Raw genomic sequence first — 20453 nt, forward strand, 5'->3', positions numbered from 1 at the left:
CGTGCCGTAACCAACTTAATGAATAAAAACTGCTGATATCATTCAGCAGACAAGCGCTGCGTGATAAATGATATCAAACACTGTTGAATAAAAAGCCATTCTGGCTGCTGTATTTTGACTTATGACTGACCATCACCTACAAATCCATTTACCTCATGTGTATTTGGTCAGCACCCGAAATAATTGCTTAATTAAACCACATAACGCTGTATTTAAGTTCAAAAATTAAAATTTAGCCACAAAAAAACCAGCATCGTTGCTGGTTTCTTTGGTCACGCTGATGAGCAATAAGCCGTTGCCGGAGCAGAATTGACTTAGTTGCCTTCTTTTACGAATAAATACCCTTTACTACGAACGGTTTTGATACGTTTTGGATTTTCTGGGTCATCACCGATTTTTGGACGAATGCGTGAGATACGAACGTCAATTGAACGATCCTGACCGTCATATTCGATACCACGTAGACGCTCAAAGATATCTTCACGCGATAAGATACGACCAGCATTAGAAGCAAGCAACCATAATAAGTCATATTCAGCACTGGTGAAATCAACCAATTCATCACCTAAATTCACTGAACGACCACCGTTATCAATGACCAGTTCACCAAATTCTAGGCGCTGTGGCACATCTTCTGATGGTGCATTTTCTGAGCGACGTAATAACGCACGAATACGCGCTAACAAGACACGTGGCTGAGCAGGTTTAGCGACATAATCATCAGCACCCATCTCAAGACCTAGTACCTGATCCATATCTTCAGTACGCGCAGTCAGCATCAAAATAGGATTCTGATAGTGCGGGCGTACTTCACGACATACCGTCAGTCCGTCGCTACCAGGAAGCATGACATCAAGTACGACCAAATCTGGTTGTTCACTGACGATGCGGCGTATAGCGCGATTGCCATCGGTTTCGATAGCGACTTCTAAACCGTTTTTGACCAAGTAATCTTGAGTCAACATGGCCAGACGCTCATCATCCTCAACAATCAAAATTCGGGGGGTGTTGTCTTCTTCATTCGTTGTCATTGTTATATCCTCTAATACATCTCATTTAAAAGCAGTAAAAGTAAGAGCGGTAAATTAATAGCACCATTAAGTGGCACAATTGATGTTCGTATAGCTGTTACAAACTTGGTAGCACAGTATACTATTAAACAGTCAGCTTCCTATACTATAGCTTATAGTCGTTAACAAAACCTATAAACTACACCCATTAAAACTTTAGTTTGCGTCCAAAAATTATGAGCTTTATACGAATAATAGCAAGTGAAATGTTTTTTACGAACCTTTCCTCACCTAAATATCTACGATTAGATAATCTTAATGCAGCAAACAACGGTAGGATACTTGATTTACTACTCAATACTATCATTCCTATTACGTCTAATATAGCGACATATCATCCATTCCTATTACGTCTAATATAGCGACATATCATCTTTATCGCTAGTGACTTTTTGATTATTACCCTAATATTGTTTACTATTATTGAATGTATAGTTAGTGGATTTATAGATAATCAATGTTCATATTAAAAAAACTATTTATCGAGATTAAAATTATATTATCGATCACGTATTTAACTCTTGTTGAAAAGCATATGAGGTTAAATAATAGACATAAAAAAACAGCCCATCATGGACTGTTTTTTTATGTCTGTGGAAAGAGTCAAAGAGACACCCTAACCTTTTCCACAAAAAATTAAGCGCGGTTTTTGTACTTACGGATAGTCTGTAGCTGTGCCACAGACTCTGCTAATGATGCTAAAGCTGCATTAGTCTGTACAGTATCCGATTGATTGACAAGCATCTGCTCAGCTTTTTTACGTGCTTCGACAATTTTGCTTTCATCAAGGTTATGTGCACGCATAGCTGTATCAGCCAATACGGTAACCATCTTCGGCTGTACTTCTAAGACACCGCCTGATACATAAATCACTTCTTCTTCACCGTTTGGTGTTTGCACTCGCATCGCACCCGGTTTTAACAAAGTAATAAGCGGTGTGTGACCTGGCAATACACCAATCTCGCCTTCGGTACCAGTAGCTATTAACATGCTAATTTCGCCTGAATACAACTCTTCACGAGCACTTACGACGCGACATTGTAACGTTGCCATACTTAACTCCTTACGATCAAAACACAATCAAAACTGCGAGGCGTTACTAACTGGCAAATAGACTCATTATGATCTATCTGCCCTTTAGCAAATGCTAACACAACTTACGCTGCAGTAGATTTCATTTTTTCTGCTTTAGCAACAACTTCATCGATGCCACCAGCCATATAGAACGCTTGCTCTGGTAGGTCATCGTATTCACCAGCGATGATTGCTTTGAAGCTAGCAATGGTATCGCGTAGTGGTACATATTTACCAGGTGCGCCAGTAAAGACTTCAGCAACGTGGAATGGCTGTGACAAGAAGCGCTGAATCTTACGCGAACGATAAACGACTAGTTTATCTTCTTCTGATAATTCATCCATACCCAAGATAGCGATGATGTCTTTTAACTCTCGATAGCGCTGCAAAATTTCTTGCACGCCACGAGCAACGTTATAATGTTCTTCACCAATTACTAATGGATCAAGCTGACGTGACGTTGAATCTAGTGGATCAACCGCAGGATAGATACCTTGTGAGGCGATATCACGGCTCAGTACAACGGTTGCATCCAAGTGAGCAAACGTCGTTGCTGGTGATGGATCCGTCAAATCATCCGCAGGGACATATACTGCTTGCACAGAAGTAATAGAACCTGACTGAGTTGAGGTAATACGCTCTTGTAGCATACCCATCTCTTCAGCAAGTGTTGGCTGATAACCAACCGCTGATGGCATACGACCAAGTAGTGCTGATACTTCCGTACCGGCTAGTGTATAACGATAGATGTTATCAACAAACAGCAATACGTCACGACCTTTGCCAGTAGCAGGATCTTTCGTATCACGGAAGTACTCAGCCATGGTCAAACCAGACAACGCAACACGCAAGCGGTTACCCGGTGGCTCATTCATCTGACCGTATACCATCGCAACTTTAGATTTGCTAAAGTCTTCAGTGTTTACAACGCCCGCTTCTTGCATTTCGTGATAGAAATCGTTACCTTCACGCGTACGCTCACCAACGCCAGCAAATACTGACAAACCTTCATGTTTTAGAGCGATGTTATTGATCAGCTCCATCATGTTAACGGTTTTACCAACACCAGCACCACCAAATAGACCAACTTTACCACCCTTAGCAAACGGGCAAAGTAGATCAATAACTTTAATACCAGTTTCTAACAGCTCAGTGCTGTTTGACTGATCTGCGTAGCTTGGCGCTTCACGGTGGATAGACCACTTTTCGTCAGCAACAACAGGACCTTCTTCATCGATAGGACGACCAAGAACATCCATAATGCGACCAAGCGTACCGATACCAACAGGTACAGCAATAGGCGCACCGGTGTTAGTCACTGTTAAGTTACGCTTTAGGCCTTCAGTTGAACCCATTGCGATAGTACGGACGATGCCATCACCCAGTTGTTGCTGTACTTCTAGGGTGGTTTCGGTACCGTCTACTTGCAAGGCATCATAAATCTGAGGAACTTCACTACGGTTGAACTCAACGTCAAGAACCGCGCCAATAATCTGTACAATACGACCGCTACTCATTGCGTTCTCCTTGAACTTCTATATATAGGTGTAGTCAATTATGAAACAGCAGCAGCACCGCCAACGATTTCCGAGATTTCTCGGGTAATCGCCGCTTGACGCAGCTTGTTATAAACCAACTGTAAATCGTTAATTAGGTCACCAGCATTATCTGTCGCCGCTTTCATTGCAACCATACGTGAGGACTGCTCAGAGGCAATGTTTTCCATTACCGCTTGATAGACAATCGACTCAATATAACGGCCAAGCAACTCATCAATCAATGTTTTGATATCAGGCTCGTAGATATAATCCCAGCTAAGCTCTGTTTGAATGCCGCTCTCTTCTTCACCAAACGCACTGTCTGGTAAAGGCACCAACTGATTGACAGTTGGCTTTTGGGTCATAGCATTCACAAACTTATTATAAACCACGTAGATGCGGTCTATTTTACCGTTAGTATAATCATCAAGCATCGCTTGAACCGGTGCGTTTATCTGCTCAAACGTCGGCTTATCACCATAGTCAGTTACTGCAGACGTTACGTTACCACCAAAGTTTTTAAAGAAGCTAACGCCTTTGGCGCCGATAACGGCAAATTCAGCTTGTACAGATTGATCTTGATATTGCTGGATACTCTTAGATAAAGCTTTGAATAAGTTAATATTCAAACCACCCGCCAGACCGCGATCAGAGGTAATGACAATATAGCCAACCTTATTGACTGGACGCGAGACCATATACGGATGTTTATAGTCTGATGAGGCATGCACCAAATGTGAAATAACCCGGCGCATACTATCAGCATACGGGCGACCCACTTCCATGCGCTCTTGGGCACGGCGCATTTTACTTGCCGCAACCATTTGCATAGCACGAGTAATTTTTTGGGTGCTTTTAATACTGGTGACTTTGGCACGTATCTCTTTTAAGCTTGCCATAATGATTCCAATATAAGAGGGTTAAAAAGCATTGGCGCATGCGACAATTATTTAATATATAGCATCAATCTAACAGATTAATGTTTTATATTTTGTGCATGACGCGATCTAATACCGTCAATGGTTAGAACAGTGGCGCAAGTATCTAATTAGACAACGCGCCACTTTATTAGCTATCAAAGACAGCCATAACCAATTCGGCTTAACCCGTTAAATTAATAACTGTGATTTTGTTTAAAGGTCTCTAAAGATGACTTTAAACGACCTGCGATATCATCATTGTAATTCGCAGTATCATCAATCTCACGCATCAATTCACTTTGCTCATCATGCATATAGCGTAAGTAAGCTTCTTCAAAAGAACCGATTTTTTCAACAGGAACGTCCGCTAAAAAGCCTTCATTCGATGCATAGATAACTGCGGCTTGCTCAGAGATAGACATCGGCTGATACTGCTTCTGCTTCATCAATTCAGTCACACGCTCACCATGATCAAGCTGTTCGCGCGTTGCGTCATCAAGGTCTGATGCAAACTGAGCAAAGGCGGCCAATTCACGATACTGAGCTAGTGCAGTACGGATACCACCGGATAGCTTTTTAATGATCTTAGTCTGAGCCGCACCACCAACACGAGATACCGAGATACCAGCGTTAACTGCTGGACGGATACCTGAGTTAAATAGGCTTGATTCTAAGAAGATCTGACCATCAGTGATTGAAATCACGTTAGTCGGTACGAATGCAGATACGTCACCAGCTTGGGTTTCAATAATAGGTAAGGCGGTCAATGAACCAGTTTTACCAACTACTTCACCATTGGTGAATTTTTCTACGTACGCCGCGTTTACGCGTGATGCACGCTCAAGTAAACGTGAGTGTAAATAGAATACATCACCAGGATAAGCTTCACGACCTGGCGGACGACGTAGCAATAGTGAAATTTGACGATAAGCAACGGCTTGTTTTGATAAGTCATCAAATACGATCAATGCATCTTCGCCGCGGTCACGGAAGTATTCACCCATCGTACAACCTGAGTACGGTGCGATGTACTGTAGTGCTGCTGGCTCTGAGGCTGAAGCAACCACAACCGTAGTATATTCTAGGGCACCAGTTTGCTCAAGTTTGCGTACGACGTTTGCAATGGTAGAGCGTTTCTGACCGATTGCGACGTATACACACTTGATACCAGATGATTTCTGCGCGATAATCGCATCGATCGCCATGGCGGTTTTACCCGTCTGACGGTCACCAATGATAAGCTCACGTTGACCACGACCGATTGGAATCATGGTATCAACGGCTTTATAGCCTGTCATTACTGGCTGATCTACTGACTGACGATCAATAACACCTGGGGCGATTTTTTCGACTTTGTCAGTCATTTTGGCATCGATAGGACCTTTGCCATCAATAGGATTTCCCAAGGCGTCAACAACACGGCCTAGCAGCTCAGGACCTACTGGTACTTCAAGAATACGACCAGTACAATAGGCTTTTTGACCTTCTTGCAGCTTTAGGTAATCACCAAGTACTACCGCGCCGACAGAATCACGCTCTAAGTTAAGCGCCATTCCATAGATTTCGCCTTCAAACTCAATCATTTCGCCGTACATGGCATCTTCAAGACCATGAATCTGCACGATACCGTCAGATACTTTGACAATCGTGCCTTCATTCTTTGCAGTTGCACCCGCATCAAGGTCTTGAATACGCTGCTTAATCAGGTTACTGATTTCCGCTGGATTCAATTGTTGCATTGCCTTGTTTCCTTTAATTTATGATAACCCGCCCACTGACTTAAATGCTCTTACTATCACACAGTTCATATATGACTGCGCCGGTAAATGGCATTAGGCAGTTAGCTGTGTTTTTAACTGTTGTAACTTGCCGCGCATCGAATCATCAATGATTTTGTCACCGACTTTGATGGTAGCGCCTGCCAATAGACTTGGATCGACCGATTCATGAATCACCACACTAGCATTTAGCGATTCGGCAAGACGCGTTTGAAGCATTTCACGCTGGGCGTCGGTCAATGGATAGGCAGAGGTCACGTAAGCGTCAAGCTGCTTTAAGCTTATTGCCTTGTGGCGGCGATAATGCTCATAAACTTCAGGAAGCAGCGCTAGACGCTCTTGCTGCGCCAACTGCTTAATAAAATTATTGAGCGCTGGTGACACTTTAGGATAGCTAATACTATTACCATAACGAGAGCCTTTGCTCTCGCCTAGTAGCTGTTTAAAAGCAGAGTCGCTATCACCAGCCACTTGTGAGTCATAAAGATCAACCAAAGCAGCTGACTTATGCTCAGCCGTTACGGCTGGATTTTCTAGCCATGTACGGAACGCTTTGTCATTGACAATTGCACTGGCGACAAACAAGAAATTTTCCCATTCGTTTACGGCCCCGTTTTCGTTGGCATAGTCAAACGCGGCTCTAGCGTAGGGTCGTGCTAAGGTTGATAAGTCAGCCATTATATCCTCACAGTTACAGCTTTGCCGCCAGTTGGTCTAACATACTGGCATGTTTTTGCACATCGACTTTGTCTTGCAAAATCTTTTCTGCACCAAGTACAGCCAGTTCAGCAACTTGGGCACGTAATGATTCACGCGCTTGATTGATTTCTTGGTCTATAGACGCTTGCGCTTGTTGACGAATGCGCTCGCCTTCCACTTGGGCCTGCAATTTTGCATCTTCGACAAGCTGGTTGGCACTCTTGTTCGCTTGCTCGATTAGAGCAGCAGCTTTGGTCTTTGCAAGATCAAGCTCCTGCTGCACATCTTGCTCCGCGGTCGCCAAATCTGCTTTTGCTTTCTCTGCGGCATTCAGGCCTTCAGCAATTTTACGCTGACGCTCATTGATGGCACCAATAAGTGGTGGCCACACGAATTTCATGCAAAAAACCACAAATATTGCAAAAGCAATGGCTTGACCGACGAGGGTAAAATTGATATTCACGTGATCACCTCTTTGTTAATGAAAAATCAGTTTCATTGATCATGTTTGGCAGTCAAATCTTGACTATATTTGATAGAGAATCCTTGAGTACCAAACATTTACAACTGAGCTTTCGGATTAACCTGCTAGAGGGTTAGCGAATAACAATAGCATAGCAATACCAACACCGATCATCGGAATAGCATCAAGAAGACCTGCTACGATGAACATACGAGTTTGCAATTGTGAGCCAAGTTCTGGCTGACGCGCAACGCCTTCTAAGAACTTGCCACCTAGAATAGCAAAACCAATACCTGTGCCAAGTGCGCCAAGACCGATAAGTATTGCTACTGCGATAACTGTGTAACCACCTAATACTGGATCCATTGATGTATCCTCATTTACCTATTGAATGTCTAATTAATGTTCAGTTGATGATGCAAGCGACATGTAAACTATCGTCAGCATCATAAATACGAACGCTTGAAGTGTAATAATTAAGATGTGGAAGATAGCCCACGGTACCGATAACGCCCATTGAATCCAAAACGGCATTAGAGCAATCAGTATGAAAATCAATTCCCCAGCATACATGTTACCGAATAGACGCAAACCAAGTGATACAGGCTTAGCAATCAAAGTAACGGCTTCTAAAATGAAGTTAATGGGAATTAAAATAGCTTGCATGATTGGGTTTTTGGCACTAAATGGATGCAGTGTTAGCTCACCAATAAAGCCACCTAAACCTTTTTCTTTAATACTATAAAAGATAATCAGCGCAAAGACAGAGAACGACATGCCAAGCGTGATATTAGGATCGGTCGTTGGAACAATCTTGAAGAACACATGATGTGGATCATGACCCATCATAGCGCCAACTTGCCCTGCAAGACTTGGAATAAAGTCAATAGGCAACAGATCCATCAAGTTCATCAAGAAGATCCACACAAAAATAGTCAACGCCAGCGGCGCAATCAGTTTTGAGGTACCACTGTAAGAATCACGAACGTTGTTATCAACAAACTCAACGATCAACTCAACCGCTGCCTGAGTTTTGCCTGGCACGCCTGAAGTGACTTTTTTGGCAACCATCCAAAAGATGGTACAAAACAGGATACCCAGACCAACTGACCATAGCATAGAGTCAAGATGGATAGCTTTAAAGCCCATTAACCCTGCTTCTTCAGCAGTATAGGCAACTTTCCAGCCTTCACCCGGCAAATAGCCGTACGTCCAATTCGTTAAGTGGTGAGAGATATATTCTGATGATGTTTGCTCGGATGCCATAATGTAAGCTTCTTATTAATCAACGATTTAATCAACTACCAAAAATATGGTTGTCATCTGATGGGATTTAGCGTTTCTATTTGTCTTGCAGTTAAGCAAATAAATAAACCATACTAAAACACCCATGTAACCAACAACATCCAACCCATAGTTCTATTACTAATGCGCGATTTGATAGTGAAAGATAAATTTTAGCTATCAAAAAAGGGCTTATGATGAATCAGTAATAGCCCTTGCATATGTACGCAAAATTATTATATCTGTGTTTACTTACTGCCGCGTCTCCGCGATCGACGCTTAATACAGCGTGCGTAAGCAAAATATTTAGCTGCCTATCTTAATGCAGCGTTGTATTCGTGTAAAGTCAATTATGACTTTTTTATCCGCGGTATGAATAAGTTAGCGACTATTAACGTTTACTAACATAGCTTTGCGTAATTAATTAAATTGTAAGAATTTAATTAGAGACGATACTAAAAGCTGACTTACATCAACTTTATCATCACGCGCTATGCATATCTTAAACGCTCATATCACAGTCTTTATGATCATTGGCGCTGTCTTTAGACAGTTTTGTATGTTTTGACTTTATCATGAAACCAGTCATAGAGAAGCTGGACGGCAGGGTGACTTGCCTCGCGCTATCAATCATCTAACTATTGATATAGTTATCATCTATTAACGCTAGCGTATGTGCCACAACATCCAACTGTGACTAATTTGCATTACCATAAAACCGATAAACAGCGCAGGCGCAGATAGGGGTTGTACGGTAATAAAAATTAGTGCGAAACCAAACACAGTCAATAGCCATTTGGCCATTTGACCTCGATACAGCTGGCTAACAATATGTTGGCGCGCGCGATATCCAGTGTGCCAAAAGATAAAAAAAGCAAATACGGCCTGCGTAGCAAAACTGAGTAGCGCACCAATAGCGGCGCTTTTTGCGACAGTAAGCTCACTATGTAGCCAGCCAGCATCTAAAACCCAAGCAATAACGGTAAGGATAAATAATATCCACGCTTGACGTTTGATGTATATGCCAATTTTATCTTTTTGTGTGCGTTTGGCAGGCTTGGTCATCGGTAATGTCATCCTATAGCCTTACAGCATTGGGATAAGGTAGCATACTTGCGCCACTTTTATCCGTGAACGGCTCACTCTATAGGTGTTACCTTTTAACCAAAATAAAACGCAATTCATTATAAGGAGCATACGACCGTTAAGCAAGTAAAATATACCTTTTATCAGTAACCTAGCTGAATCACTCATAGATCCCATATTTACTGGTCAATTGATAGCCGTTAAAACACGAATACATAATAGCTTCTCAAGCGTTGCAAGCCATTATAGTTAATCGATTATCCTAATAACTAATCAGTTATCCTACGATATACATTGATAGATTTGCTGTGCCATCGTCTGCCAGCCACTCACAAAGTCTTTGCTATTGCTCATATCTTCAGGTTGTACGGTGGTTTTGACAGGCTGTAACTTAGCGAGTAGACCTTTAGCTGGTTGGCTTGGGCTAACCAAACACATTTGCTTGGCTGGACGCTGCTCATTAAGCCAGCGTATTTGGCTTGCTTTTGGGGCTAGATGATGGTCTGTGCTAAGGCTACCGATAAGTTTTAAATTCAAGCTATCTTCAATATACTGATAGGCATCATGATATGCCCAGTAAGGACGTGTTTTATTATTTTGGACAGATTTTTGCTTAAACGCCGCCACATTTTTATCTAATTGCTGTGCAAAATTTTTCGCATTAGTTTGATAGAGAGCTTTGTATTGTGGATTGGCATGACTATGAATCACAGCGAGCGCACGAGTAATGGCTTTGGCATTTTCAGGATCTAGCCATATATGTGGATCTAAGGTACCAGCGATCGGCTTGCCTTTGACATCACGTAGCGGATGGCGATTAAAAGCATCAAATTCAAATAAGGCAATCGCATTGGGTGCGGTATTAAGGCTTGCCGCCAAGTTATTTTCTAGTGGCTCACCAAACCACACGACAAACTTACTGTCCTGAATGGCTTTAATATCGCCCGGGCTAATACTGCCATGATGACCAACCTCTCCTGCCTGCAATAGTTGCTTGGCGGGCGGTGCACCTTCAGTCACTGCCTGACTCAATAAAAACAGTGGATAGTTACTCACGCTGACTGTTGCCGCTTGTACACTGACAGTAGAGACGCCTAACGCAACTATGCCCGTAATAAGCCATCGCTGTAGTATAATGCTTGAGCATAAAAAATATTTGAAAACTGAGTTCATAATAGATTCTTTAATGTATGAATAATAAAAATATAAGTGAAAACATTTCAACGTTATCGCCGTTGTATCTGAGTGATCACCAAGGTATCAATAAATAAACCAAGATCACTTATCTGCTTTAATTTTTAGTATGTTATACTATAACAATATAAAATACTATAATAACAGTACCATTTTTTTGTAGGAGCTTGCACCATGTCCACCAGTTTATCAGTCTGCGATCATTTACATGATGTGCAGGACTTTACGCCGCATGACGTGACCGAGCGCCTAATAGCAGCAAAAGAACAATGTCGCCTGAACGGTGCACGCTTTACCCCATTGCGCCAGCAAATATATCAATTGGTATTGGCAGCCAATAAACCTATCGGTGCATATGATTTGATCACGCAATTGCAACAAATGCGCTTATCAGAGCCTAATAATAATGATGACAACATCGAAGCACTTAGCTCGCAACAGCCTCCGACGAAAGCGCCATCTAAAGCGCTCACTTCAAAAAAACAAGCGCCAAAAAATGTCGCGCCACCCACTGTCTATCGTAGTCTTGAGTTTTTATTGAGTGAAGGCTTGATACATCAATTGACCTCTATCAATGCTTATGTGCCCTGCTGTCACCCACGCGCCCAGCATACCGCAGCATTTTTAATCTGTAGTCAATGTCAGCGTGTACAAGAATGTAGCAGTGTGCCCGTACAGGAGATGATGAGTTTTGCTGAGCAAGACGTTGGATTTATCGTGGAACGCAGTGTGATTGAGCTAAGTGGTCGTTGCCAAGCGTGCCAGTAACACGCCCTAACCACTGAAGCGTAAGTCTTTATCATCCGTTTTTTATTTGTATTACCCATTCACTTATTGGTTGTCATACTATGAGCCTGTCTACCTCACCGTCTAATCAACCGAACTTTTCCGCTGTTGATGGCAATACCATTAATAATGCGAGTAAACTGCTGAGCCTAAGCAATATCAGCTACGATATTGGGCATCAACGCTTACTCTCACATATTGATATCGACATTGCGGTTAATGAAACAGTCAGTCTTATTGGACCAAATGGCGCTGGTAAGTCAACGTTGGTTAAACTTATTTTAGGGTTGATTGAGCCAACTAAAGGGCACATTACCTCTCATCAAAAGTTACAGCTTGGCTATGTGCCGCAGCGCTTTGCTGTACCGCCGATATTGCCATTGCGAGTCTGCGATTTATTGGCACAAGCAGATAAAAGGCGCTTAACGTCTGAGCAGCGTCACTTTATCTTTGATAATTTGTCATTGACACACTTACTATCGCGACAAATGCTGCACCTGTCAGGTGGTGAGACACAAAGGGTCTTGCTCGCGCGAGCATTGTTAGACAAACCTAACTTATTAATTTTAGATGAGCCGATGCAAGGACTGGACCCTGATACTGAGGTTTGGCTCTATCAGTTTATTGATGAGCTGCCGGAGTTTTTGCGTTGTGCCATGCTGGTGGTATCGCATGATTTGCACTGGGTAATGAAAGGCAGTCGACGCGTGATTTGTCTTAATAAGCATATTTGCTGTGAGGGACAACCAAGCGAGCTTGCCATTAGTAGTGAGTTTCAAAAGCTATTTGGACATCATTATGAGCAGCCTTATGTGCATCAACCGCATGCCTGTGAGCATCACGCCCCAAGCGAACTATAATTATTAGGGCGCGTTGAACATTCACAAATATAAAATATATTGAAGCTTGATGCATAAAATACACATCAAGCGTTGAGCTTTATAAAAACTTTTACGGATATTTATTATGACTGCTTGGTTAGCCATCATTGCCCCCGCTTGGATCGCTGGCAGTATTTTAGCGCTACTATCAGCGCCTTTAGGTTGCTTAGTCTTGTGGCGACGCATGGCCTTTTTTGCTGATGCTTTAGCACATGGTACCTTGCTTGGTGTGGCATTAGCAGTATGGTGGCAATTACCCATGGGCATTGGCATTGCACTGGTCAGCGTCATGGTGGTGCTAGGGCTAGTATTGATTGACGATGAGCGCTTGCCTGCCGATGCGGTTTTGGCCGTCGTGGCGGTGTCATTGTTATGCTTAGGTTTATTGGCTTTGACCCAGTTAACTGACCAACAAGCAAACGTGCTGGGGTTTTTATTTGGTAATTTGCTGGAGCTGGATTGGGCCGACTTACCCTTACTTGCTGGTAGCGTGCTGGTAGGACTCGGTCTACTCATATATATATGGCCTGCACAAATAAAGCTTGCCACTCATGAAGCACTGGCGCGCATTCAGGGTATTAATCCAACACGCCAGCGGCTGTTCTTTATGGGCGTATTGGCGGGATTTTGTGCAATTGCCCTGCAAGCAGTTGGTAGTTTACTAATCAGCGGTTTATTGGTATTACCAGCACTAACGGCACGTTTATGGTCATCATCGCCAAAACAAATGGTCATTATATCGCTACTGATCGCTCAGCTTGGCGTGACTTTAGGCGTTTGGGGAAGCATTTGGCTAGATATTCAGACAGGACTTTCTATTGTATTGATATTAGCCATTTTATTTTTTATCGCGCTGATTTTTTCAAAGCTCAGCACTGCAAAAATTTGGTCAGCGCGTCGCTAGACACATTATGGTACACATAAAGCCACTGGTTTTTTATCCTCTTATCCAACTTTATTTCATCAATATGATAGAGCTTTCATTTACTTTATGTTATAAACTTGCCCCAATACCATCGACATGCTAATGGCGTCAAGCCAAAAAACATATTGGTCAGACCAAAATCAATTAGTCTACTCGATGCAGGGCATACTTTTATCTATCATTCGTTTTAACAGCATCAATTGTTTCGATTCGATGAGGGACTGACCCAATGCTAAGCTATCCTGTTAATAAAATTAGCACACCAGATGAACAGTTAACCATACTACAAATCACAGATTTGCATTTATCAACGCCCGTCTCCTCTAGTGCTGATGGCGATACTAACAATAGCGAAGCCACTGTGTGTCAGCAATGCTTTGAAACAGTACTACAGCAAGCATTGAGTAGCGACATTCGCTGCGATTTGATTATCGTGACTGGCGACTTAGTTAATGAGGTGAAACCCGCTATTTACGATCATATTTTTGAGGTATTGCAAGCGACCAATATTCCTTTTGCTTGTATCGCGGGCAATCATGATGTGACGGATGAGATAGGTAGTGACTTGCCATTCTTTGAGCGCGAACTGATTGCTCAATCTACCGACCCGCGCTTGCTAAGCAGGCATGTCATTGAAACTGATCGTTGGCAGCTACTGCTATTAGATTCATCCATCACGGGCAAAGTCGCCGGCGAAATAACGCCTACCGATATTGACTGGTTATGCGAAAGACTCGGTGACTGTGATAAGCCTGCGCTGATCGCCCTACACCATCATGTCATTCCCGTAGACTCTGACTGGATTGACACGCATATGGCAGAGAATAGTGAGGCCTTTTGGCAATATATGTTAGGGTTTGACCATCTCAAGGTCATTATCAGTGGTCATACGCACCAAGAGCAAGTCCGCTATCGTCAAGGAGTCACAGTCTATAGCACGCCATCTACTTGTTACCAGTTCAAACCTTATGAAAATGACTTTTCCTATGATAAAAGCGCCCTGCCCGGTTACCGTTGGTTGCAATTAGCCAACAATGGAAAGGTTGCAAGCTGGGTAGAAAGACTGGATACTTGACGCCCAGATTTATTGGTACCAATAAGGATGTTAGCCCTTATATCTCAAGCTATTGACTGATATTTCTTGGTTCAGAATATAATGACTGGCACGGTAAAAACGACATCATTATGAAAAATCACTTCATTATTATTAGAAACAATGATACAACTTATAAAATAAAACGAGGACTACCTAATATCTGATATTAGGCAGAATTATAATAGCTAGGATGGCTAAATTGACCACAAGCTAAGTGTTCACAGTCAGTAATTTGTCGCATTATTAAGACAACGCTATTTAAATAAAAATATGCATAACCATATACCTGACCATTAATAGTTTGCTGTAAGCATATTAAGATAACTGTACTATTAGATCCGCTGTGTTACTTGTGTTACCAAGTGGTAAAACGTTTTATAAAGGGACAAATTATAGCGTTTATGACATTGATAGCGTCTTGTCTTTTGATACGTCGTTTTATTGAATTAATTTGAAAAAAGTAGGATACCCATATGAGCACCCTGACCACGAATCCAAGTGAAGCTAAGTTTACTCCTTATGTGCCTGCCAAAGACGAAGAGTACATGTCTGATGCGCAGTTAGAACACTTTAAGGCTATTTTATTGGATTGGAAAAGCCAACTGATTGGCGAAGCGGATCGCACCAAGACTTATATTCAAGATGAGTCCAGTGCTATGCCAGATATCAATGATCGCGCCACCCAAGAAGAAGAGTTTGCCCTCGCATTGCGTACGCGTGACCGCGAACGTAAACTCATTCGCAAAATCGATAAGTCTATGGCAGAAATCGAAAACGATGATTATGGATTTTGTGAGACTTGCGGGGTAGAGATTGGTCTGCGTCGTCTCGAAGCACGCCCAACGGCCACCCAGTGTATCGACTGTAAAACACTGTCTGAGATTAAAGAGCGTCAAAATCAAGGCGCTTAAATGAGATACGACTCATCTCAATATTAGAATATAAGCACAAGCGATCATATTATGGTCGCTTGCTGCGTTTTAAATGGCTGCTTTTTAGTCAATGAATCATGTCTGATGCAGATCTTTAAGCTTGCTCACATTGATTTGACTAACAAAACAGACTCATTTCACAAATATCTTTTTACGAATATATTTATTATTCTATCTTCTACCTTTTCTACTGACAATTTCCTACCTTGAAAACTAATCCTATTCCTATTCCTATGCCCACTCCAATCATACCAGCACAGCCGATTGGTCGTTTTGCTCCCTCACCGACTGGTGAACTGCATCTTGGCTCATTGACGACTGCGCTTGCCAGCTTTTGCCATATAAAATCCATTGGTGGCAAATGGCTTCTCCGGATTGAAGACACTGATACCGAACGCTGTGATCAGCAATTTACTGAGCAAATTTTGATTGATTTGGAAGCGCTTGGATTGTACTGGGACGGTGATATCATTTATCAATCTGAGCGTATTGATATTTATAATGATTATCTACATTCAGCCCTGCATCCACTCACTTATGGTTGTCAGTGCTCGCGTAAAGATTTGGAGCAATACTGGGCACAAGAAGAGCTGAGCCCATCTTATGACAATGCCAACTCATTACAGCCTAACAGGAAGCGCTATCCACGCTGCTGTATCAGCGCTGACCTTGATAGAGTGCAACATAAGCTACGCATACAGCTACCAAACTATAAGATTGGCTTTAACGACGGTATTCAAGGATTGCAGTGGGACAATCCTCAGCAGACATTGGGTGATATGGTGGTGCGTCGCCAAGATGGTATGATCAATTATATTTTGGCTGCCAGCCTTGATGATGGACTGCAACAGGTGACACATATTATGCGCGGTCTAGACATCCTACCCATGACCACAGCGCAAATCAGCATCATGCAGGCCGCACGCTTACCCGCTATCGATCATTGGTATCACTTGCCACTGATATGTCATGCTGATGGACAAAAACTTTCCAAGCAGAATCTGGCACAACCCATTGATACGCGAGACCCAAGTAGGCTAATCGCCGAGGCTTTACAGCTATTACAGCAACCAGCCGTCGATAGAGACACGCCTACTCGTATGCTAAAGCAAGCCATTGCTCAATGGGATAATACGCCGCTACAAGGCAAGCAACAATTAAATATGCTTAATGGATAAAAACTAGAGTGCAAAAAGCGCCACTATTTAGCGACGCTTTTTTAACTAATGCCTGTCATGATGCATCGAGCCTATAAATGATGCTCAACCTATCAATAATAACGGCACTGGCTTTTTTCGATTTCAGGGCTTTCTTTATAGATTTTTAGCAATAAAGCGACCATTACTAAGCTGATCAGCATGGAAGAGCCGCCATAACTAAAGAATGGCATGGTCAACCCTTTGGTTGGAATCGCGCCCATATTCATCGCCGCATTAATAATCGTCTGTGCAATAAACACCACACCGATACCAAAGGCGGTATAACTCATGCGCATCTGCCGACGTTTGAGCGCATTATAACTGATACGCATCGCGCTACCGATAATCAGCGCTTCGAGTACCAATACCATGGTAACCCCAACAAAGCCTAACTCTTCACCTGTAATGGCCAATAAAAAGTCAGTATGCGCTTCAGGCAAATGCGACAGTTTTTGTACACTCTCGCCATAGCCAACGCCCGTAAACTGTCCACGACCAAAGGCAATCAAACTGCGTGCCAGCTGATAATCCGTATCTTGCACATCATCAAATGGATCCATAAATGACATTACACGTACCAATCGGTACTGCGCTGTCGTCACCATCAAGACCGCTCCACCGATTGCAGCCGCGCCCAGTGCTAAAAAGTGCTTGTAAGGCGCACCAGCGATATAAAAAATCGCAAAGATAGTACCTAAAATAACGACAAAAGAACCAAAGTCTGGCTGTGACAATAGCAGCATAGTGATGAGTGCCACCACCAACATAATCCGCAAAAATCCATCTAAGCCGTTACGAACCTCAAAAGAGCGCCGCACCACAAAATCAGAGACAAAGACAATCATCACCAACTTGGCCAACTCTGCTACCTGAAAATTAAACACCCCTAGGTTTAGCCAACGCTTGGAGCCGTTAATCGGCGTACTAAACAAGGTTGCCACTAGTAGCATGCCAGTAATACCCAATAAGATAAACTGGGTTTCAGTCTTATATAGTGTTCGCAAAGAGACGCTGTAATAAGAGACTGTGGCGACAGTCAAACCGATTATCATATACAGTAGTTGGTTTTTGAAAAAGTGCAGCTCTGTCATGCCGCGACTGAGCGCAAAAGGAATAGAAGCGGAAGCCACCATCAATAAACTGAGCACCAACATACAGCCAACACTCGATATGAGAATAGCACGTGCTGACGGCATAGAAAGAATGCCATCTGAGCCAGATACTTGCTTCGGTTGGGACGAGGAACGAAAAAGAGAAGAGAGCGCCATAATTTTATATACACTAACGAACGAAAAAACACGGCGTCTATTAAACGCCACCGTTTAAAAATAGAAAACAGACAATACCAGACAGATTACTAAGCAAATAAACTGACCTATTACCTTGCTGGCTTATTATGATTGACAGTAGCAGCAATCTATAAGCAAAACAATCATTTATACAGAAAATGCGCGCGCGTCATAAAAGTCAATTAAGGGCAATCCTATTACATTGCCCTTATTCTTTATTAAATACTGAGTTCTTTATTAAATGCTGAGATTACCCAAGCACTTGTCATGCAAATGCTTAAATCATCAAAGCTTTTATTCCGCAGTCATCATACCTGATGACTCACTTACTAACTGACCAACCAACTGACTGAAATGCTCACCACGAGCCGCGTAGCCACTATATTGATCAAAGCTGGCACAAGCAGGTGACAATAGCACCGCTTGTACTTGTGATAAACTGCTTGTCGTCACTTGTTGAATGGTTGTAAAAGCGTTTTCTAAAGTTTGGCACTGATGTAGCGTCACATCGGCGCTTATCTTAGCTGCTCGCAGATGCTGTTCAATCAGCGGCGCATCTTCACCAATAAACAGTACTTGGCTAACATATTGATTGATAAACGGCGTCAATTCACCAAACTGTTGACCCTTGCCTTGTCCACCCAAAATCAATAGTAATTTACCGTCCTTTGGTGCATAGACTGCGCCCAGCCCTTCGATAGCTGCCATCGTTGAGCCGATATTGGTGCCTTTTGAATCATTAAAATAATCAATGTCTGCAGCATTTGCCACATACTGGCAACGATGCTCAAGTCCAGTAAACTGCTGTAAGGTATTCAACATACTACCTCGTGGCAAGCCAGCAAATTCGCCTAACGCTAAGGCTGCCTGTGCATTGAGCAGATTATGACGACCTTTAATCAACAGTTTATCTGCCGACAGTAGTTTTTCTGTACCGTAAGCAAGATAAATCTGGCCTTCGGGATCAGTAATAAGACCGTATTGACCTTTATCGGGGGCATGTATACCGGTACTCACTCTTGGCAAATTATCAGCCACCAGCGGACGCGTCAATGCGTCTTCGCGATTGATAACCACGGACTTAGCACCTTGAAAGATACGATGTTTGGCTTGATGATAGCCCAGCATATCACCGTGGCGATCTAAATGGTCAGGCGACATATTCAGAACTGTCGCCACTTGCGCACCCAAATTGGTCACCGTTTCTAACTGAAAGCTCGACAGCTCAAGCACTGCCAGCTCCATATCAGGATTATCAAGCAAGGTCAGCGCTGGCACACCAATATTACCGCCGACACCAACATTGACACCAGCATCCGCTGCCATTTGCCCCACTAAGGTGGTCACGGTGCTCTTAGCATTAGAGCCAGTAATTGCCACTATCGGTACTGTACAAGCCTCACAAAATAGCTGAATGTCACTAACCACTGGAATATTCGCTTGGCGGGCAGCGGCGACGGCTTCGGTGGCAAGAGAGATACCGGGGCTTATAATAATACGCGCCGCTTGCTGCAATAGCTCTGCGTCAATCGCACCAAATTGACGTATGCTAATCTCAGCTGGCAGTTGACCGGCTAAGCTAGGTGTCGCCTGAGCATCAGTGACGGCAACCTGATAGCCTTGATTGGCCAAATAGTGCGCAACTGACAACCCAGATTGTCCCAAACCGACCACGACTTGTAGACCACTGCCTTTATGAAGTAAGGCATCTGTTGCAATGTTGGTGGTCATATCTATTCCTTCTGTTGGACGAGCAAAATGGCATCAAACAAACCTAGTATATAAATAAGCAAAATGATGCCGTCAAGATGAGAAGCATCATAACGGTATCGTTCAGATTTCGGTACTGGTTTTTTATGACTGTGTGCTATTATGCGCCTGTTTTTATATTAAGTGGCTAATGCTATAATAGTTGCCCTAATCTGTAAGTGACTGGGTATTTACTCAAGGATTTTAGTTTAGCATGTTGTCACAGTTAGCACGCTATTGTCACTTCTGTTTGGCAAAGTTAATATCATAGACTGGCCATGTCGAGCGGCTATTTTTATTTGATAGATTATTTATTACCCTCTACCGCAGCATATCATTGCTGACTCTATTCGTTATTGTAGGTGCTCTTATAAATGGCCTGCTTTAAGCACCTTGTTTTAACTATTTTTTTAAGTAATCTCACTGAATTTATCATCGTATCAATTATTGGTGAGCGTATTAGTGATACCAGTCAGTAAATCAGTAGACC

General features: G+C 42.7%; 19 protein-coding genes. 6 read left to right on the forward strand and 13 right to left on the reverse strand.

Annotation, left to right across the window (positions count from 1 at the left end):
• Positions 1 to 314: 314 nt before the first annotated feature.
• The 11 genes from JMX93_RS12215 to JMX93_RS12265 all read right to left on the reverse strand — a co-directional run bounded on the left by JMX93_RS12215 (position 315) and on the right by JMX93_RS12265 (position 11085).
• Positions 315 to 1031, reverse strand: coding sequence for a response regulator (locus JMX93_RS12215; protein WP_045445894.1), 717 nt, complete (start codon positions 1029 to 1031; stop codon positions 315 to 317).
• Between the two features lie 675 nt (positions 1032 to 1706).
• A complete protein-coding gene (locus tag JMX93_RS12220) occupies positions 1707 to 2123 on the reverse strand; it encodes a F0F1 ATP synthase subunit epsilon (RefSeq protein WP_021812807.1) in 417 nt (138 codons plus the stop codon).
• Between the two features lie 104 nt (positions 2124 to 2227).
• Positions 2228 to 3661, reverse strand: coding sequence for a F0F1 ATP synthase subunit beta (gene atpD / locus JMX93_RS12225; RefSeq protein ID WP_193011427.1), 1434 nt, complete (start codon positions 3659 to 3661; stop codon positions 2228 to 2230).
• A gap of 38 nt (positions 3662 to 3699) precedes the next feature.
• Positions 3700 to 4581 (reverse strand): F0F1 ATP synthase subunit gamma, encoded by an 882-nt coding sequence (atpG, locus tag JMX93_RS12230; protein ID WP_193011428.1) that lies wholly within the window; start codon positions 4579 to 4581, stop codon positions 3700 to 3702.
• Between the two features lie 215 nt (positions 4582 to 4796).
• Positions 4797 to 6341, reverse strand: coding sequence for a F0F1 ATP synthase subunit alpha (gene atpA, locus JMX93_RS12235; protein WP_045445880.1), 1545 nt, complete (start codon positions 6339 to 6341; stop codon positions 4797 to 4799).
• 93 nt (positions 6342 to 6434) lie between these two features.
• Positions 6435 to 7058 carry a F0F1 ATP synthase subunit delta gene (locus JMX93_RS12240; protein WP_443215497.1) on the reverse strand — a complete coding sequence of 208 codons (624 nt, stop codon included), beginning with the start codon at positions 7056 to 7058 and terminating at the stop codon, positions 6435 to 6437.
• A 13-nt stretch (positions 7059 to 7071) separates the two neighbouring features.
• Positions 7072 to 7542: a F0F1 ATP synthase subunit B gene (locus JMX93_RS12245; protein WP_193011430.1), complete on the reverse strand. Its 471-nt coding sequence runs from the start codon at positions 7540 to 7542 to the stop codon at positions 7072 to 7074.
• A 117-nt stretch (positions 7543 to 7659) separates the two neighbouring features.
• Positions 7660 to 7908 carry a F0F1 ATP synthase subunit C gene (atpE, locus tag JMX93_RS12250; RefSeq protein WP_182407195.1) on the reverse strand — a complete coding sequence of 83 codons (249 nt, stop codon included), beginning with the start codon at positions 7906 to 7908 and terminating at the stop codon, positions 7660 to 7662.
• 33 nt (positions 7909 to 7941) lie between these two features.
• Positions 7942 to 8808: a F0F1 ATP synthase subunit A gene (gene atpB / locus JMX93_RS12255; protein ID WP_193011431.1), complete on the reverse strand. Its 867-nt coding sequence runs from the start codon at positions 8806 to 8808 to the stop codon at positions 7942 to 7944.
• Between the two features lie 684 nt (positions 8809 to 9492).
• Complete coding sequence (locus JMX93_RS12260) at positions 9493 to 9903, reverse strand: ATP synthase subunit I (protein ID WP_226914319.1); 411 nt, start codon at positions 9901 to 9903, stop codon at positions 9493 to 9495.
• A 291-nt stretch (positions 9904 to 10194) separates the two neighbouring features.
• Positions 10195 to 11085, reverse strand: a complete 891-nt coding sequence (locus tag JMX93_RS12265) for a metal ABC transporter solute-binding protein, Zn/Mn family (RefSeq protein ID WP_499204873.1) — start codon at positions 11083 to 11085, stop codon at positions 10195 to 10197.
• 195 nt (positions 11086 to 11280) lie between these two features.
• On the opposite strand from JMX93_RS12265, the gene JMX93_RS12270 reads away from it, so the two are divergent.
• From JMX93_RS12270 to gluQRS, 6 genes are all read left to right on the forward strand, one after another.
• A complete protein-coding gene (locus tag JMX93_RS12270; RefSeq protein WP_499204874.1) occupies positions 11281 to 11874 on the forward strand; it encodes a Fur family transcriptional regulator in 594 nt (197 codons plus the stop codon).
• A gap of 80 nt (positions 11875 to 11954) precedes the next feature.
• Positions 11955 to 12752 carry a metal ABC transporter ATP-binding protein gene (locus tag JMX93_RS12275; RefSeq protein WP_499204875.1) on the forward strand — a complete coding sequence of 266 codons (798 nt, stop codon included), beginning with the start codon at positions 11955 to 11957 and terminating at the stop codon, positions 12750 to 12752.
• A 106-nt stretch (positions 12753 to 12858) separates the two neighbouring features.
• Entirely contained in the window at positions 12859 to 13677 is an 819-nt protein-coding gene (locus JMX93_RS12280) for a metal ABC transporter permease (protein WP_499204876.1), read from the forward strand.
• Between the two features lie 250 nt (positions 13678 to 13927).
• A complete protein-coding gene (locus tag JMX93_RS12285) occupies positions 13928 to 14773 on the forward strand; it encodes a metallophosphoesterase (RefSeq protein ID WP_499204877.1) in 846 nt (281 codons plus the stop codon).
• A gap of 494 nt (positions 14774 to 15267) precedes the next feature.
• Positions 15268 to 15705, forward strand: coding sequence for an RNA polymerase-binding protein DksA (dksA, locus tag JMX93_RS12290; RefSeq protein ID WP_193011437.1), 438 nt, complete (start codon positions 15268 to 15270; stop codon positions 15703 to 15705).
• A 254-nt stretch (positions 15706 to 15959) separates the two neighbouring features.
• Entirely contained in the window at positions 15960 to 16904 is a 945-nt protein-coding gene (gene gluQRS, locus JMX93_RS12295; protein ID WP_499204893.1) for a tRNA glutamyl-Q(34) synthetase GluQRS, read from the forward strand.
• Positions 16905 to 16996: 92 nt separating this feature from the next.
• Here gluQRS and ftsW read toward each other — a convergent pair whose 3' ends face one another.
• Together ftsW and murD are read right to left on the reverse strand one after the other, a co-directional pair.
• Positions 16997 to 18121 (reverse strand): putative lipid II flippase FtsW, encoded by a 1125-nt coding sequence (gene ftsW / locus JMX93_RS12300; protein WP_193011439.1) that lies wholly within the window; start codon positions 18119 to 18121, stop codon positions 16997 to 16999.
• 387 nt (positions 18122 to 18508) lie between these two features.
• Positions 18509 to 19945 carry a UDP-N-acetylmuramoyl-L-alanine--D-glutamate ligase gene (gene murD / locus JMX93_RS12305; RefSeq protein ID WP_499204878.1) on the reverse strand — a complete coding sequence of 479 codons (1437 nt, stop codon included), beginning with the start codon at positions 19943 to 19945 and terminating at the stop codon, positions 18509 to 18511.
• Between the last annotated feature and the right edge of the window lie 508 nt (positions 19946 to 20453).

It is taken from the genome of Psychrobacter muriicola 2pS (assembly GCF_904846535.1).
Taxonomy (GTDB): Bacteria; Pseudomonadota; Gammaproteobacteria; order Pseudomonadales; family Moraxellaceae; genus Psychrobacter; species Psychrobacter aquimaris.